The organism is Colwellia psychrerythraea (assembly GCF_000764185.1).
GTDB classification, from domain to species: Bacteria; Pseudomonadota; Gammaproteobacteria; order Enterobacterales; family Alteromonadaceae; genus Colwellia; species Colwellia psychrerythraea_B.
This window is the reverse complement of sequence record NZ_JQEC01000015.1, coordinates 39,929-56,213: the sequence shown is the minus strand read 5'-3', so window position 1 is coordinate 56,213 and position 16,285 is coordinate 39,929. Positions and strand designations below refer to the sequence as shown.

At 36.7% G+C, this 16,285-nt stretch carries 17 protein-coding genes; 5 read left to right on the top strand and 12 right to left on the bottom strand.

What is annotated here, in order from left to right:
• Nucleotides 1-46 precede the first annotated feature (46 nt).
• The 5 genes from GAB14E_RS15445 to GAB14E_RS23985 all read left to right on the top strand — a co-directional run bounded on the left by GAB14E_RS15445 (nucleotide 47) and on the right by GAB14E_RS23985 (nucleotide 6,895).
• The gene (locus GAB14E_RS15445) at nucleotides 47-949 is read left to right on the top strand and encodes a formylglycine-generating enzyme family protein (RefSeq protein WP_033081581.1); all 903 of its coding nucleotides are present in this window, start codon (nucleotides 47-49) and stop codon (nucleotides 947-949) included.
• Between the two features lie 248 nt (nucleotides 950-1,197).
• Nucleotides 1,198-1,953, top strand: coding sequence for a hypothetical protein (locus tag GAB14E_RS15450; RefSeq protein WP_052093553.1), 756 nt, complete (start codon nucleotides 1,198-1,200; stop codon nucleotides 1,951-1,953).
• Nucleotides 1,954-2,017: 64 nt separating this feature from the next.
• Complete coding sequence (locus tag GAB14E_RS15455; protein WP_033081580.1) at nucleotides 2,018-2,377, top strand: DUF3302 domain-containing protein; 360 nt, start codon at nucleotides 2,018-2,020, stop codon at nucleotides 2,375-2,377.
• Nucleotides 2,378-2,379: 2 nt separating this feature from the next.
• Complete coding sequence (locus GAB14E_RS15460; RefSeq protein WP_033081579.1) at nucleotides 2,380-3,528, top strand: HlyD family secretion protein; 1,149 nt, start codon at nucleotides 2,380-2,382, stop codon at nucleotides 3,526-3,528.
• Nucleotides 3,529-4,168: 640 nt separating this feature from the next.
• Entirely contained in the window at nucleotides 4,169-6,895 is a 2,727-nt protein-coding gene (locus GAB14E_RS23985) for a M4 family metallopeptidase (RefSeq protein ID WP_052093552.1), read from the top strand.
• 556 nt (nucleotides 6,896-7,451) lie between these two features.
• Here GAB14E_RS23985 and GAB14E_RS15465 read toward each other — a convergent pair.
• From GAB14E_RS15465 to GAB14E_RS15520, 12 genes are all read right to left on the bottom strand, one after another.
• Nucleotides 7,452-8,027 carry a YdeI/OmpD-associated family protein gene (locus GAB14E_RS15465; protein WP_033081578.1) on the bottom strand — a complete coding sequence of 192 codons (576 nt, stop codon included), beginning with the start codon at nucleotides 8,025-8,027 and terminating at the stop codon, nucleotides 7,452-7,454.
• A gap of 57 nt (nucleotides 8,028-8,084) precedes the next feature.
• Nucleotides 8,085-8,309, bottom strand: a complete 225-nt coding sequence (locus GAB14E_RS15470) for a DUF6429 family protein (protein WP_033081577.1) — start codon at nucleotides 8,307-8,309, stop codon at nucleotides 8,085-8,087.
• Between the two features lie 125 nt (nucleotides 8,310-8,434).
• Entirely contained in the window at nucleotides 8,435-8,944 is a 510-nt protein-coding gene (locus tag GAB14E_RS15475) for a hypothetical protein (protein ID WP_033081576.1), read from the bottom strand.
• A gap of 117 nt (nucleotides 8,945-9,061) precedes the next feature.
• Nucleotides 9,062-9,427, bottom strand: coding sequence for a cupin domain-containing protein (locus GAB14E_RS15480; protein WP_033081575.1), 366 nt, complete (start codon nucleotides 9,425-9,427; stop codon nucleotides 9,062-9,064).
• A 178-nt stretch (nucleotides 9,428-9,605) separates the two neighbouring features.
• Nucleotides 9,606-9,896, bottom strand: a complete 291-nt coding sequence (locus GAB14E_RS15485; protein WP_033081574.1) for a YciI family protein — start codon at nucleotides 9,894-9,896, stop codon at nucleotides 9,606-9,608.
• Nucleotides 9,897-10,032: 136 nt separating this feature from the next.
• Nucleotides 10,033-11,136 (bottom strand): acyltransferase family protein, encoded by a 1,104-nt coding sequence (locus GAB14E_RS15490; RefSeq protein WP_052093551.1) that lies wholly within the window; start codon nucleotides 11,134-11,136, stop codon nucleotides 10,033-10,035.
• A 743-nt stretch (nucleotides 11,137-11,879) separates the two neighbouring features.
• A complete protein-coding gene (locus GAB14E_RS23980) occupies nucleotides 11,880-12,221 on the bottom strand; it encodes a GNAT family N-acetyltransferase (RefSeq protein WP_197061168.1) in 342 nt (113 codons plus the stop codon).
• 531 nt (nucleotides 12,222-12,752) lie between these two features.
• Nucleotides 12,753-13,466, bottom strand: coding sequence for a substrate-binding periplasmic protein (locus GAB14E_RS15500; protein ID WP_033081572.1), 714 nt, complete (start codon nucleotides 13,464-13,466; stop codon nucleotides 12,753-12,755).
• A gap of 128 nt (nucleotides 13,467-13,594) precedes the next feature.
• On the bottom strand, nucleotides 13,595-14,338 hold the full coding sequence (locus GAB14E_RS15505) for a sterol desaturase family protein (protein WP_231562005.1): 744 nt from the start codon (nucleotides 14,336-14,338) through the stop codon (nucleotides 13,595-13,597).
• A 104-nt stretch (nucleotides 14,339-14,442) separates the two neighbouring features.
• A complete protein-coding gene (locus GAB14E_RS15510; RefSeq protein ID WP_033081571.1) occupies nucleotides 14,443-14,727 on the bottom strand; it encodes a hypothetical protein in 285 nt (94 codons plus the stop codon).
• A 71-nt stretch (nucleotides 14,728-14,798) separates the two neighbouring features.
• Nucleotides 14,799-15,380, bottom strand: coding sequence for a hypothetical protein (locus GAB14E_RS15515; protein WP_033081570.1), 582 nt, complete (start codon nucleotides 15,378-15,380; stop codon nucleotides 14,799-14,801).
• Between the two features lie 230 nt (nucleotides 15,381-15,610).
• Nucleotides 15,611-16,186, bottom strand: coding sequence for a peptidylprolyl isomerase (locus tag GAB14E_RS15520; protein ID WP_033081569.1), 576 nt, complete (start codon nucleotides 16,184-16,186; stop codon nucleotides 15,611-15,613).
• Nucleotides 16,187-16,285 lie beyond the last annotated feature (99 nt).

Sequence of the window (16,285 nt, the reverse complement as noted above, 5' to 3'; positions counted from 1 at the left end):
AACCTAAATATTCTTCAAACAATTATATATTTAAGGTGTTAATCAAATGAATATACTCTCTATGATTTATCAAATAACTCGGCAAATTATTTTTATCAACCTTATGATTTTGTTGACTATCGGTAATGCCTTGAGTCAAGAAGTGACTATATCCTCAGCTGAAAGTAGCCTGGCGAAAAGCCAACCTAAAAAAGTAATAAAACTAGCACAAACAAAGCAAGATAAAAGTCAGCACACTTTATCACAGGCAAGCCAAAAGCAAGTATTAGCGAGTATGGTTTGGGTAGAAGGAGGTGACTTTGTCATGGGTAGTGACAATGAAAAGGCAAGAAATAGAGAAAAACCTGCCCATAAAGTAAGCCTTAATGGTTTTTATATTGGCAAAACTGAAGTGACCTCCAAACTATGGGAAGAATTAATGGGTTGGAATTACAGTTATTTTACCTGTGATAACTGCGCTGTTAATAATATCAGTTGGAAAAACGTGCAAACGTTTTTCAAGCGTCTCAATGCTGCGACAGGTAAAGTATTCCGTTTGCCTTCAGAAGCCGAATGGGAATATGCAGCAAAGGGTGGTAATAAATCGCGAGGTTTTACCTATAGCGGATCCGATAATATTGATGAGGTCGCTTGGTATGCAGGTAATTCTTCACATAGAAACCACCCTGTAGCTATGAAAAAGCCGAATGAATTGGGGTTATACGATATGAGTGGAAATTTATGGGAGTTTTGTATGGATGATATGAGCCGTTCCATATATAGCAAAGCCGCAAGACATAACCCCCTGCATGCACCGAATAAAGACTTCAATATTACTTCAATGAAAGTTATTCGTGGTAGTGGTTATGACTTTCCTGCCAACGAATCAGAAGTCTATAAACGTGATGGGGCAACCAGTAATGTTCGTATGCCTGATATTGGCTTCAGACTCGCATTAGATTCACTTTAATAAGCTTTAAATAATAATAAGAGTAACGCTACGATAAAAGCTATTCCACATATAACACAGTAGTGAGAATAACTGTTGGCTTCTGTGTGCCTGAAAATACGTATTTTCTTTGGGGTTTATAAGGTAATCAGAACTATAAATGTAACTTATAGTGCCATTGCTTTTATTCATTTTTAAAAGTTAATCAATACCAATATTATTCAGCCATCTAGAGGTTTCGAAAACGAATTTCAATAAGGATTTTCAGAATGAATATTACCGCAAATAAAGTACTGGCTTGGTGTGTCTTGAGTAGCTTTTCTTTTTATAGTGTTGCCGATGATTGGCGTTTTCAATTAGAGCCTTACGTTATGGTAACTAATATTGAAGGTAATGCGAGTCTTGGGCGAGTCAATGGTGTAGGTGTTGATGTAGATTTTGACACTATTTTAAACAATTTAGACAGTGCCGCTATGGTGCATTTTGAAGCACATCATGACTCTGGTTGGGGTTTGGCTTTAGATTACGGTTATATGGACCTAAGTGCTAAAAAAACAAATAGCAATGGCAGCATAGCCAGTGTTGGGATACGACAAGGGGTACTTGAAGGTTTGGGCATCTATCGAACTCAATTATCCAACGGCACCTTAGATTATTTTGCCGGTGTTCGGTGGTGGGGTAATGATATTAGTACTGATATATCACTGTCTCAGCTACCGATAAATGATTTGGAACGAGATGTTAAACCTGATTGGCTTGATGCTGTTTTTGGTATTCGGTGGTTAGCAAATATTAATGAACAATGGACATTCCTAGCCCAAGCAGACATCGGTGGTTATGAAGCTAATTTTACCTCATCAATGCAAACGGGCGTGCAATACGAAATTAGTGAGTTGATGACCTTAGATATGAAATATAAAGCTACTTGGGTTGATTATGATGAGTGGCATCAAGGGCAAGTAGATTATTTTCAATACGACACAGTGACCCATGGTCTTGTTATTGGTTTAATGTTCAAATTTTAGCTTTGTTTTAACGAGTATTTACAGCCTTAGTTACCAATTATTAAGGCGTATGAAGGAGTATGAAATGTTAGATTATTTTGCATTGTTTTTAGTTTTTTTTGTTATTTTAGTGCTGTTTTACGGAATAATCGTCGTACACGATATTCCTTATGAAATAGCAGTGCGTCGTCAACACCCACATCAAGATGCCATCCATGTTGCAGGTTGGATAAGCCTATTTACCTTAGGTGCTATATGGCCGTTTTTGTGGATTTGGGCAACCTTATATAAACCCGGTATCGGCTGGGGCATGATTCATAATAATGACGAAAGCATTGATAGTATAAAAGAAAGCGAAAGTAAATTGGCACAAGATATTGCGGTATTACAACAACAAGTAGCAATACTCACAACGAACCATAACGAACAAGACAAGGAGGTCTAATCATGGATATGCTTATTATTTTAACTTATACAGCTTTATGTGTAGCTATTTTTAAACTTTTCAAAATACCATTAAATAAATGGTCAGTACCAACAGCGGTTTTAGGCGGTGTAGTATTATTATCATCCATTATGATTATCATGAACTACCTGCATCCTTACGCTAAATACGGTAAAGAAGTCTTTGCCACTATTCCAATTACACCGTTAGTTGCAGGTAATATTAAAACGGTTGATGTTGTGCCAAATGTACTGGTTAAAAAAGGTGATGTTCTCTTTACTCTATATAACGATGAACAAAACATTGCGTTAGTAAAAGCTGAGGCTGCGTTAGCGCAAGCAAAAAACCAAGTATTGCAAAACGACCAAGCTTTACTTGCTGCTATCGGCCAAGTTGCCAAAGCTGATGCAAATAAAGACAGGACTCGCGCGAGTTACTTTCGTTATATGGAAGGACATCTAAAGGCTGGTGAAAGCTCACCATTTACCCAGCAAGAGCTGGATAATAGAAGGGAGTTTTATGAAGCAGCATTGGCAAATTTAGACTCAGCAAAAGCGACCCAAAGAAAAGTCCGTTTGTTAACTGAGTCGATAATATTAGGTGAAAATACCCAAGTAGCCCAGTTAAAGTCAGCTAGAAATAAAGCACAACTTGATTATGATAGAACTTTTGTTCGTGCCCCCGTTGATGGCATGCCTACCCAAGTAGCACTTAGGCCAGGCATGCGTGCTGGCATATTAGCGCTTCGCCCGGTAATGAGTTTTATTCCAACTGAGAAACGTCGTTTTGCCGCACGAATTTGGCAAAACTCCTTACTACGGCTGCATAAAGGATTAGAAGCTGAAGTTATTTTAGATGCTGTACCAGGGCATGTATTCAAAGGTAAAGTGATTGATATTTTACCGGCAATGGCCGAGGGCGAATATCAAGGGCAAGGTGTGTTGATGGGGGCAGGTCGCTTAGGTAATCACGGCTTTACTATTGCAATTATTGAGCTTGAGGAAAACCTTGATGATTACAATCTACCTCGTGGTGTACAAGGGCAGGCAGTAGCTTATAACCCTAAAGGCGATTTATTACATACTTCTATGGTGCGTAAAATATTATTACGCATGATGAGTTGGATCAAGTACGTATATCCGATGAAGTAAACTTTAACTGTGCAGTGATAGAAAAATGATTAATTGCTATCTACTTTCAATCAATACCAGCTGAAAAGTTAGCTAGATCAAATAAAGTGATGCAGTACGCCTATAGAAAGTATTGAGATTGTTAAGGGGATATAATTCGTTCAACTAGAATATCAACTCAATTATTTATCCCGTCTTGAAATAATTGACGCTTTATTAAAAGTCCTCTGCAGTAATGCAGGGGCTTTTTTGTAGAGCATTAATGTCAAACCACTCTTATCATATACTGATTATCTCCCTTACTACCGGCGTATGTTAACAGGCATGGAGTATGAATTGTCCTTTAATATATTACTCTTGCCAGCCACCTTAACAATTCAGAAAATACTTCGTGTAAACTTCTTGTTACTAAAATGTTACTTTTTTTAACGAAAATCATTGCTGTTTAATATTTATTACTTCAATGTATGGCTTGGTTTATGGAACAGCTGAGGTTTGAATGTTCAACAGAAGCTTTTGCTTTCATTGTCTTTCAAGGCGCGTTCCTATTTTAATGCCACACAATTGAGTGATGGTTTTTTATTGTGAATAATAGAATAAGTACTTAATTTTAAAAGTCTTTTCTATTATTTATTTTTATATAATGATGATGGAATTATCTATGTCTAAAAAATGTTTGAATAGTGCGGTATTACCACGTACTTTTGGTTTAAGTGCATTAATGTTATGCATGTCGATGAATGTGAATGCTGCTGATGTAGTACAGATTCAAGCGCAAGGGAATGATGCACTCACACAAGTATTAAGTGGGTTGAATAATCCTGGTACCGCTTCAAATATACAATCAAGTGTATCTCATGCCGCCATGGTGGGGGCAACTTATGCGTTAACCCCGATAAAAGGATCAATGCGTACAGTTAAGGGCACTGAACATACTAGATATCAATTAACGTACAATAATATTGATGTATTGGGTCAACAGGCGATAACCCACAGTGCAAAAGGTAAAGGCTTGAATGTAACCGGTCAAATGATGGCAGGCATTGAGCGCGATATTAAAAACTTCAAACCAAAATTTAGTCATGCCCAGGCACTAGACAAGCTTAAATCACCTAATGGTGGTATTGGTGTATTAGCCGCAAAGTCTACTCGCACCTTCCTTAATGAGCAAAGTCAGCTTGTTATTGTTCAAAACTCAAATAAAAAAGCACATCTTGCCTACCTTGTTAGTTATTTTACAGAAGATAAGGCAGGTGGAAACCCCAGTCGACCTTTTGCTATTCTTGATGCAAACAACTTAAAAGTACTTAAGTCATGGGATGGTTTAACGACCGATCAAATAGGCACAGGCCCAGGTGGTAATGAAAAAACAGGCATCTACAGTTATGGAACAGACTTTGATGCTTTAAAAGTAACCACAAGTGATGATGGTTTTTGCTCAATGGAAAATGCTAACGTAAAAACCATTGATTTGAACCATGGTGTTAATGGCAGTGAAGCCTTTAGCTACCTTTGCCCTGAAAATACCCATAAAGAAATTAATGGTGCATATTCACCACTAAATGATGCTCATTCTTTTGGTAATGTTATTTTTGATATGTACAGCGATTGGTATGGCGCTGCCCCGTTAAGTTTTCAGCTGGAAATGCGTGTACATTACGATACTGATTATGAAAATGCTTTCTGGAACGGTAGCTCTATGACCTTTGGTGATGGTCTAACCACCTTTTACCCACTCGTTTCACTTGATGTTGCCGCTCATGAGGTGTCTCATGGATTCACCGAGCAAAACTCCAATTTGATTTATGCCGATCAGTCTGGCGGAATGAATGAAGCTTTTTCTGACATGGCAGGAGAGGCGGCAAAGTTCTACGCACGTGGTAGCAATGATTGGAAATTAGGGTTTGATATAATGAAAGACCCTGAACGTGCGTTGCGATATATGGACAACCCACCAAACGATGGTATTTCTATTGATCATGTTGATGGTTATTATGATGGTATTGATGTACATCACAGCAGTGGTGTCTATAACAAAGCTTTTTACAATTTAGCCACCACAGATGGCTGGGGTACGAGAAAAGCATTTGATGTCATGGTACATGCAAACCAAAATTATTGGTTGCCTGATTCAAGCTTTCATTCAGGAATGTGTGGCGTAATGTCATCAGCACAAGACTTAGGTTATAACGTTAATGATGTTGAAGCCGCTTTTGAGTTAGTTGGCTTAAAAGGCACCTCAATTAATTATATTTCTCCTTCCGATGGTAAGGTTATGATTAACAATCGCAACAATGTATTAGCTGTGGAGTTACTAAACTGTACCTCTGCTGCAGGTGCAAGCGTGGTTATTAGTATTAGTAATGGCGATGTAGTGACATTGCATGACGATGGCGTAGAAGGTGATAGCACCGCTAATGATGGAATTTATTCAGCTCATTGGGTGCCTTCTGTAGCTGGCTCTGTTGTGATGACGACAACGATTAACTTTAATGACATTACAACCGTCAGAGAAGATACCGTTAATGTTATTGACTTAGTTGATTATCAAGTTAGTAATGAAGTTTACCAATGGACAGATACCAGTGGTGGTACTTGTGTTTTTGTAGGTGATGAAGGTACAGAGCAATTACCTCTTCCTTTTGAGTTCTCTTTCTACGGCGTTGATTATAATTCAGTGAATATAGTTGCGAATGGTTTCTTGACCTTCAGTAATTTTGATGGATATTCATGGACAAATAGCCCAATTCCTATGGATAGTGAACCAAACAACATGATTGCAGCGTTGTGGACCGATATCGAGTCAAGCAATGGTACTGTTTGTGCGGTAACTGAGGGTGTTGCTCCAAATAGAAAACTGACCATTGGTTGGCAAAATGTTGCATATTACCCCAACTTTGGCGACGTATCATTTAGCGTAACCCTGGAAGAAGGTAGCAATGATATTGTTTATAACTACAAAGATGTCGAGTTTGGTGATGCAAGTATCGATTTTGGCGCTGACGCAACTGTTGGTGTGGAACATCTTACGGGTGAATTTGGTACCCAACATTCATATAATCAAGCGGTTATTTTAAATGAAACATCAATCCGTTTATCACAACATAGTGTTGGTGAAGACACTGATACCGATGGCGATGGTATTACTGACAACCTTGATAACTGTGTTGATCACGCTAACCCTAACCAAGTCGATGCTGATAATGACGGAATGGGTAATCGATGTGACATTGATTTTAACAATGACGGTCAAGTTAATACAACTGATGCACGTATGATGAAAACCTTATTTAGATCTCGCGATCCAGTAGCAGATTTGAATGAGGACGGTGCTATTAGCGGTGCTGACCTTGTTATATATCGAGAGTTGTGGATGGCAAAAAAATAGTCCACGCTATTAAGGCATATGCCTTTACGGTACATGTTTGATAACAAGCCCCTACAGTAATGTAGGGGCTTTTTTGTGCGCAGAGTATCGTTTTACTTATTTATTACACACGAAGCAGCTTAAAATATATTTTAATTTACGATATGTTAAGCCCATAATTCATATCAAAGTGAATTATGGTCGTTTAACTCATTAGGTTTAGAGTTACTTTATTGAGCTGAGGCCAAATATACTTCCTTCCGTATCCATACATAAACAGACCTAACCAAATAAGTATTGGAAGTGTTTGGTCATCAAAAGCGAGTAACTAATTTTTATCTGAATTAAATACAGCCGTGGGAATATCACTATGTTCTATAGCTAACCTGATCTCTGGATAAGCAGCACTTGTTCAATTTTCCCCCTTTATCCAATTTCCATCATTAAAACGTCGATAAATAATCCTTTATACATCAACGTTTTGCTAAGCAGGAGTAAAATAGTTGACTAAACTGAGCGGGGAGGGCAAAGCCAACTGTTTTGGTCCTTTTAAACTAGGTGTTATGCCAAGTTTCAGTTATTTAGGCTTTTCTTCGTTAACAAGCATGCTCATGAATTTTTCAAATCGCCTTAGTCTGGTTTCGGGTTTCTTAGCATTTATCAATCCGTTTGCGATAGCACAACGATTTGCTTTATTGAGAGTTTCAAAAAACTCTTTAACATTCGGCTTGCTCTCCAATGCAACTAGGAAATCTGCAGGCACTTCCATTTCACTTACCACATAGGCATTTTCCCAACGACCGTCCGCTTTTGCAGCACGAATATGCACGAGTCCTGATTCCATCATCTTGCCCTCACTTATCAAACGCTCCACATGCTCTGTGTTTCTTTTAGACCAGTTACTTCGCGTTTTTCTGGGAGTAATGCGCTGAAGGTAGGCTTGGTCATCGATTGACTTCTTAATACCGTCGATCCAACCCCAACATAGAGCCTCGATCACGACATCATTCCAAGTCACGCTCTGAATCCCAGTATTTTTTTTGTATACCTTCACCCACAGTTCACTTTCAGAAGCATGATTAATCTTGAGCCATCGGCCGAGATCTTTCGGTGTTATAAAGGTCATGATTTTCGATGGATTAGGTTCAGGCATCAAATAAGATTCTCTTCGGCATATCGCCTTGTTAATTGCTTGTATTTGCCCTGTTTACTATTTAGAAAATAGTTTACGAAACAACTCTTCAGATTTTTTTAGCCCTTCATCTGTTAATACAACAGATTTAGCTTTACCAACAGGATCACAAATTAAACCTTTTTCATGTAATCGATTGGTCACCTCCCAATCAATTTGTTTCCAAGCTCGAAAGTGGTCATGCAATGTGAGATACATTAAAGCTAAGGCCGCCTCATCTATTTTATCTTCATCAATTTCCATGATTTACTCCAAATCATTAAGGGCTAATAACGCCTGCTTAAGTTGTAAATTACTGCTGGTTATAATGTTCTAAAAACAAAAAAAGCCAACTATAAATTTTCTTTTTAAAGTTCTTTTCATGCGGATTAGTGTAATGGAGGCTCCATAGTTAAACTAACAATCAACATTCCTAAGCCTATTATAGGTAATGCAACCGTTGTTATAACGACATCCGCCGGCACACTAAGTATCAGTAAACTTTGAGCAGGGTAGCTGTACCAATCCCTATAATCATATTCTAACTCAACTCGATTATTATATTGAAACACTGAAAAAGTCAGAGTTTCACCATTAATCGATAGATCAACTTTTCCACTTGTGGAGCCTTTTTCAGTCCAGATAATATCATCGTAATTAAATTTTACCGAGGCAGTATCAAAGGATTCATCAGAAATATATAAATTCGTAAAAGGTAAAGCTTTTCCATCCGTAACGCCTAATGGATCAGAAATCTTCTCTGCGTAAGCTAAATCTGTTTTAGCTAAGTCAATTCTAGTATCGCCATGTATTGATTTAGCCCCAATTGAAGATATATATGATGAGGCAACACATCCATTAAGCAATATTGTCGATAATATGAGTAAAAATAGTCTCATGTATACTCCATGTGCGCATAGTGTCCTGCTAATGGAACGTTTATTAGTAGGCTAAAATTGTGGGCCGAATGCTAAACCCAAGCAACGGTTAGTTGCGCGTTGTTTACTCGTTGTACTTCATACCCAAACGTCATTTTTTGCAGTTAGTTCACTGCCAGAATCACCTGTGTTAACAACACCTTTTGGCTCAATAATCATAATTCTACATTCACTGTTAGCAACAGGTTTATGTTCTACACCTTTAGGAATTACAAACATTTCGCCTGAGTTTAAGGTAACTATTCCGTCCCGGAATTCAATATTGAGGATGCCTTCAATAACAATAAATACTTCATCTGTATCAGGATGGTCGTGCCAAACAAACTCACCCTCAACTTTTACCAATTTAAATTGATAATCATTCATCTCTGCAATAACACGCGGAGACCAATGCTCTGTAAATTGCGTGAACTTATCTTTAAAGTTGATAGCTTCAAACTTCATTTGAACTCCATAGATTTATGTACGGCTAACGCTTTGCTAAGCGTTGAAAATTAACATTTTCAATACCCTTTTTTTTGGGGGTATTACCACTGCGCCAATAAGCTTGTCATGCGATCCTTGTTTCTTTTTATCCTAGCCTACCGCTAAAAATCCAAGGTGAATTTGCTGATTGCTGTCGTTAAGCATCAAGTAAAAAACTCAACTCAGGAGATGTTTTAGTAGGGATAAACTCTGTGACAACAAACTCAGCTAATTTCTCTCTATAAAAAGGATAGTTAGATAAAATACTTTCTAATTCTACTTTAGACTCAACTGTTGCCAGAATGAAACCACCCGTTCTAGGCTCTTTTCTGCCAGATGCGATAAAATTACCAAGCGAGTATTGCTTATCAAGATGCATTAGGTGTTCTGTTATATGCATATCTATCTCTTCAATAGTAGACGTATAATTAAGTGAAACTATAAACATTTGACTTCCTTTTCGTTATGTTTAAGTTGGCAGTGATTAAGCTCTGGCACATAACGCCAAAATAAAAGCCAACTTGTTTTTATCCGTTTAAGCAATTTGTTATAGGGGCCAACACTAAGGGCTTTACTATATCAAGTTACGAGTTTATTTCTGCTACTTTCTGAGGCTTTTTGTTATCCCAAGCTATGACTGCAGTCCGAAGTTTAAGAAAAGGCCGTTCTATACTTACATACAAAACTATTCCAACTAAAAAGACAGAACCACCATAAACAAAGAATGCGATATATCCATTTGCGCTTAACTGCTCTCCAATGGTTGTATTTATCATGTGAAATACAGATTTATGTGTCAAATAGAGGCTATAAGCTAATGTAGCCACAAAATAGGCGCCGGGTACTTTATATTTACCAAACACGGAAGACGGGCTAGATGCTCCAGCAACAATAAATGCGAAACTGAATGACAATATTGGAAAACCAATTACTGTTGCCATATACCCAAAGCGAGCTTTAAATATCCATATAGCAAGTGCTAATCCTGAAAGCCCGAGAACTAAAACTTTATTAGCGTGGTTCATTGTAAAGTCCCACAAATCAGGTTTAAACACTTTAAGTGTTGCTAGTAATACCCCTGCTAATAGGCCATCTAATCTTGTATATGTAGGGTAATATATATTTTCAAAATATGACTGCCCCCAGCCTAATTGATTTATCCAAATATATCCTCGTAAATACATGCCAAAGGTAATAACAAATAGCGATAGAACTAAAATTTTGGTAACACTACTTCTATGCATTAACAACAATACAGCTATTGGAAAGAGCAAATAGAAATACTCTTCAATGCACAATGACCAAACATGTGAAAATGTATTACTGCTAGAAGTATCTATAAACAAATTAACCGAAAAACTTAAAAACTGCCATAGAGGTTGTAAGCCATTTCCCTCTCTAGTAAAAGGCACTAAAAAGTAAATTGTTAAAACCACTATATATGCGGGAAGAACTCTAAAAGCGCGACTTAAGTAAAAATTACTTAAATTAACCTCCTGTCTTTGGGAAACTAATTTAAACAATTTACTGCCAATTAAAAAACCACTGAGTACAAAGAATAGATCGACTCCCATCCAACCTAGTCCTGAAAACGTTCTAGACGGTGTACCATATTTCGTAGCGTGAAAAAGCATTACCCAGATAATCGCAATGGCGCGCAATAAATCTAGACCACAAAGTCTGTTCATCTTATTCCTGTTTAGAATCCGTAGAGCTGAGGTGCGATATTCAGATAGGCCCAATGCGTTGTTAACAAGTAATAAAATAGTTAGTTAAAATGAGCGGCGCAGGAGCAGTACCAACTGTATATTGCCCTTGTTCAATTGCCTTGTGAGAAAGCCATTAAAACAACTTCTTTATTTGGCTTTATTATATCTAACGCTTAAGGCAAAAATCATCGATGCTATTATGCAGATGAGACCAACAGTTAAGATAAAATAACTATACCAAATAGGGACATTTATATTTGGCGATCCTTCTCCGATGAGGGTTGCGTTGATAGCGAACCTATACGCCCCAAAAATAACAAACGAAGAAAAAACTAAAAAAATCATATTAATGAAATAAAATTGATATTTTGATAAATTTTTAGCTTGAAGAAACATGACTAATAGAAAGCCACTCATAATAGTTAAATATAAAGTTATGTTGTCTTGAACAAGTCCAAGGGATTGCAGGACCAATTCATTCATTTCGTATTCGGTCATTAGTAAAGTTTACCTTATTATATAATTTAGTATTGCACAGGGTTGAGTGGCTTGTTATTTTTGTGACAACTGATACTCATAAAAATCTGTTTCATCATTTTCACTAGCACTCTTAACAAAATCAAGTTTATGGAGCAATTTGGATGAAACGAAGTTGTTAGTGGCTACACCTGCAATTAATCGCTTTATTTTGTTCTCATGCTTAATGAAATCAATTAACCCCTTCAGTAACTCAGTAACTCAGTAGCGTAGCCTTTGCCCCAGAATGACTCACCAAGAAGGTAACCAATATGGGCATTCGCATTGTTTCCGACGTATACGAAAACAAAACCAATTGTCGTATTTGAGCCTGTATGCTTCACCATAAACAAACGGCTTTCCGACACCATTTTTTTATACCAGTCTTGAGCATCGGAGAGCGAATCAATATTTAGAAAATATGGAGGAAGGCTCTCTACTACTTTTGTAGTGAACAATTCCGTAATGGAAACTAAAGTGTCAGTTTCCTGTGTACCACTGAAAACTTCGACCACGGATAACCTTGAGGTTTGATAGGTAAACGTCAAAATTGATACTCCATTTCAATAACAAATATAACACCCTATTAAGGGGCCAATAAAATAGTGGCTTAAAATACGCGATGAAGGAGCAAAAACCTACTTGTTTGTCCTTATTTATTAGCTTGTTATGCACGACTTACCACCAAGCCCTTTAATTTTGACCATAAACTACTTGCGATTACCACACTACAGTCTTTACTAATTGATTCTTCTATAACCTTTCTATCCCCAGAAAAGTAAATTCCAATTAGTTTCCGAATATATTCTGTATCTTGAGTCTCGATAGTGAATTTCTTACCTAGATAGCTTTTATGGTAAACCTCAAATTTACCTGCTTCAAAGACCAATTAGCCAATACAGTATCATCGTCGTTGCATTCAAATGGGTATTCATTAAAGCGAATTATTGCTTCAGCTAAATTTACCTTGCCAAAATGTTGAACGAAGTGAAAAAGCTAGTTGTATTTTCCGTTTGAAGCGCTTGTTATATGCCGCGTCGCCAAACCTAAAACATTATAAAACCGAGGATATTTCAAAGCTACATATTTTCACTATGTCTCATTCTCTTAAGTACCTTTTCTACATTTTTGTCGAACGTATCTATAATTTCTTTTGCGTTGGGATTCTTCTTAGAAACAGCCAAGTAGCCGTTGACTGCTTGCAATTCTGGTATAGCCAACTTTATCTCCTTTGTTAATATATCGTCTTGAGCAATCAAGTAGTTCATATGACCTGTTTCGGCAAACAACGCATCAACCCGTGATAATGCAAGCATACCTAACCCCTGAGACGGATGAGTTAGTTCATGCAACATCCAATTCTGTTGCATTAATACTGCAGGTAAATAACTAGAACGCTGCATCGCAAGAATACCACCTTGAACTTCTTTAAGAGTTTTATCACTTCTAATATAAAGCCCTAACATTTGCTTTATGGCTGGCTTAGTAGAGAAGTGAAAGAGGGCTTTTCGGCGTTTGGTAGGCCATAACCCACCAATCATGCATCTATCATTCTCAGCTTCGTGCATTATTCTCGCCCATGGAGCGATCATTACCTGTACATTAATTCCAGTCAAATTTAAGGCGTTAACGATGACCTCAGATAACGGTCCTTTGTTAATAATATTTTTGCCTGAGTATGGCGGTGACTCCGGTACACATAAAACTTCTTTTTTTGTTGTTTCATAGCCGAAACAATAAAAGCTTGTCACCAAAAGCAATGATATTGGTAGAAACTTTACAATATATCCCATGACACATCCTTATCACTTGGAACAGTGACTTTAATAGCAACACCTACTCAAATGAAGACTTAGCCAAAAGGCATATAACGGCCTGTTAACAGCCAACGTGTCCTTGTTTAACAGCTTGTATGTGTATTTTACACAACTCTAGACTCAATATACTTTGTTTTAAAACAGAGATCCCAAAATGAGTTAATAAAACCAAAATTTACGTTACCAATTGAGTGATGTGCAGTATGGCTCCTCGTATAACGATTAAATAATTGGCAAAATATATTGCTACTATTCAATTTAAGATTGGAATGAATTAACAATGTAAATACGACACCGAGTATGTGAAAAGCGAATATAACACTAAGATGAACTGGAAATATCAACATAAAAAGAGGAGCACTCATACCGATTAATAGCGCTTCGATTGGATGCACGCTATATGCACTCCAAGGTGTCGTCCGGACAGAGTAGTGATGCACGGAATGTGGCTTTCGAAATTGTTTAGTGTGCAGTAATTTGTGAACAAAATATGAGTAGGTTTCATAAAATAATGTAAAAACTGACACTTCAATTAATAATTGAGTGATTGATAATGGAATAACTCCGACAAATAATTCTCTGGCCAAAAGGCTTACTAAGGAAAACATTACACATGCAGTGATTCCGTTTTTAATTTCACTTGTTTGTTGCCCATTTTTAAAAGGACGTTTGTCAATGTACTCACCTAACCAATTATTTTTAGTTATTCTTTGAGTAATAGTGCTTATTAAATAACCAAAGGCGAAATAAACAGCTAAATTAGTAACAAGGGACATTGCAAAAGCAACATACCAATTCGTTTGAATCCAAAATTCAAACATCAACATAAGATTATCTAATATATGCAAAACCTACCCTAATACACATAACGCTTTTTAAACGGCTAATTGCAGTTGGCTAAAATAAATGAGGCACGAACAAAAAGCCAACTGTTATTTTTTGCTTGAATGACTTATACGCGATCTAATTGATCACTTATTCCTATTCGCTTTTCTATAGAGGCGTTTGGCTCATCTACTCTACGAACACCAAAAGTAACTGTTGGAGGAACCCCCATACCAAGTTCAATGTCTGATACAAGATAATTGCAGCCTTTTGCCTTTAAAATTGCATTCACCCTTTCTTGCTTTTCAACAGCTTTAATTACTGTGTTTGCAATGACTTCATCGCTACTAAAAGAAGTTATTGATTCAGTAACTTTATCCGTTAGTTCTTTCGCTTTATCAAATAATTTCAAAAAGTCTACCTTTATTTATGATGAGAGCCAATAGCGTATAACGCTTACATAAACGAAAAACAGCCCACTGTTTAGTCCTTGTTGATTTTCTTAGGTGTTGATAGACACAAAAGACTAAACATCACCACTTCTTTGACCTTTAAGCATGACGCACTTGCTTTACTCTCAGTTGTTTTAGATAAATAGTATTTACTTTTTAAAATATCTTTTGATTTGTTTAAACTACTTATTGTACTTAAACCATCACTGGCATAGCGATTAAAAATGATGGCATGAACTTGGTTGAATATATAAGTTTGATTTCGCTTAAAATCTACATTTAATGAACCATACTTAACTTTGCTTGATTCATTACTATTACCTCTCCATGAAATTTTATGGGGACCTGGAGTTGTTTGAAAATGGAAATACTCTCCATAGAATAATTTGCCAATAAACCCCTTTGAGTCATCAAGCTTATAAGCCACATCCCCCATTTCCTTCTGGCCACTTCCATGAGAGTAATAAATATATACATCGATCAATTCTCCAGAAGACTCTGACTTCAATTCAAAATTCGTTAAAGCTTTTTCCATTTCTTGTTTTGATGGACCGGAAGCACATGAAGCTAACAGAAAACAAAGAAGAGTTGAGAATATTAATTGCGATTTCATTTGATTACCTTTGATTGAATATAAATAATACTCGGTGCTACGAAAGCCTAACGCCCATTTAAGGTGTCCACTAATTGTGGGTAACACTGAAACATAACGCCCCAATAAGAGGCTAAAAATAGTTGGTTAAAATTAGCGACGCAGGAGCAAAACCAACTGTTTTTAGTCCTGCTTAATTGGCTTGTTATAAAGCTATTGCTGTAGTTTCATTAAACCGATAGATAAAATACTTATTTGACTATAGAAATAGATTTAATAATTATATTTTCTACAGGAACATTATCTCTAAAAGGACCTTTTGTTGTTGTTTCAACATTGGCAATTAAAGTTACAACATCCATACCTTTAATTACCTTGCCAAATACTGGATGCCCTTTAGAGTATGCTGAATTTTCTTTCGCTTCTGGTTTATGATCTAAGAAAGCATTATCTGAAGTATTAATATAAAATTCATTGATAATAGGCTGCGAATTCGAATTGATATTCAATGCAATAGTACCTTTTTCATTTAGCAACCCATTATCTGCCTCATTGATATTAGAGGGCTGACTTGGGAGTTCTTCTAATGATGTATTATACGCACCTCCCATAATCATAAAATCTGATTGAGTTAAATGAAATATTGTATCGGAATAAGCTCTTATTTTAATAGCCCCTAAAAAGCTAGCTACGGTTTTAGGCGCTTTATCATTATTCAATTCAACGGTGATATCTCCCATAGTTGTTTTTATAACTACTATCGAATTCTGCCCAGCGTCACTGGAAGAAGAGAATAATGCGCATATAATTAAGAATAATTTTTTCATATCGTAAATCCTTTTTTTTAAATATCTAATTTGCATGAGAAGATGAGTTATGAGCACAACTTCTAGCTTTATAACAGTGTATTAGTGCGCATTTCGAGT